Raw genomic sequence first — 1,291 nt, 5'->3', positions numbered from 1 at the left:
GCCGCCGCCGTCGCCCGGCACGGCGACCCGTCCCTGCCGCACGTCTTCGGTCGAGCGACTTCCACAGTGCGGACGGATCGTCCTCCGCCGCCTTGCGCGGCGCGCTGCGCTCGTAGCGGGCCGACATGCCGGGCCACCGCGCCCCCCGCACGGCGGTGAGGATCCCGCCCACCGCAAGGACGACCCCACCGGTGACCGAGACCAGCCACCAAAGATTCACATCCAGCACGGGATGCGCCCCGAGCCTCAGCAGAGCGCTCTTGTCCCCCGCGGCCGCCAGCACGCTGGACCGCTGCACACTCACGGTGGACGCGTACGCGATCCCCACACCGAACAAGGCGATGAGGACCCCGACACCCGCGCGAACCCGCCCCCGGGTCGCCAGAAGCGCGGCGAGCCCGGCCAGCCCGGCCCACCCGAGCGCCCCGGCCGCGCCCCCGAGGTCGCCGCCGGTCAGATGCTGGGTGAACGGCGTGATGGCGTCCTGCGCCCGAACGGTGGCCCAGGTGCGCCCGGCGGCGAGCAGCGCGAGCCCCGCCCCCGCAGCGCACACCACCGCCGTCAACCCACGTTCACGCCCAGGCGTCATGAGCCGCGCCGCTCAACGACCACCAAAGTGATCAATGCGACCAAACCAGACGTTCCCACGGACATGCCCCCGAGTTTATGGCAGCCCCCCGAACCCCCGCCCCCACCCCACCCACACCGACCGCAAGCCCAAGGCCCGCAAGCCCCAAGAGGCGACCCGCCAGCACACCAGCTCACTCAACGAGGCAAGCGGAGGGATGCGCGGAGCATCCAGAGCCGAATCTGAGCCACCAAAAGCCCGTGACCGAAGCGAGCCGCCACGCAAGCCAGCCAGCACCACCCACCGGACGTGAAGCCTATGGCGGCAGCCCAGGGCCGCCAGGCCCAAAGGGCGCCCTTACCGCGAGCCGAGGGTGGCACTGGGCACCCAGAGGCGGTTCGAGCTCGCGAGAACCGCTCGCGAGCAAGCCGCAAGACGAGCCAAGCAAGACAGCACAACCCACTGAACGCAAGCCCCAGGGCCGCCAGGCCCAAAGGGCGCCCCCCTGCCGCGAGCCGAGGGTGGCGCTGGGCGCCCAGAGGCGGTTCGAGCTCGCGAGAACCGTTCACGAAGCGAGCCGCTAGGCGAGCCGAGCAAGACAGCACCACGCACTGGACGCAAGCCACCAGGGCCGCCAGGCCCAAAGGGCGCCCCCCTGCCGCGAGCCGAGGGTGGCGCTGGCCGCCCCGCTGCGAGGTGACGACGCCAGCGCGCTCCAGCGTC

The 1,291-nt window shown here is 72.6% G+C and carries 1 protein-coding gene; it reads right to left on the bottom strand.

What is annotated here, in order from left to right:
• The coding region (locus AB0C69_RS42390; RefSeq protein ID WP_360362631.1) for a Trp biosynthesis-associated membrane protein at positions 1 to 556 on the bottom strand (556 nt) is incomplete at its 3' end.
• Positions 557 to 1,291 lie beyond the last annotated feature (735 nt).

Source organism: Actinomadura sp. NPDC048032, assembly GCF_040653175.1.
Taxonomy (GTDB): Bacteria; Actinomycetota; Actinomycetes; order Streptosporangiales; family Streptosporangiaceae; genus Spirillospora; species Spirillospora verrucosospora.
The sequence above is the reverse complement of the archived record's forward strand: the minus strand, read 5'-3'. Positions and strand labels throughout refer to the sequence as shown.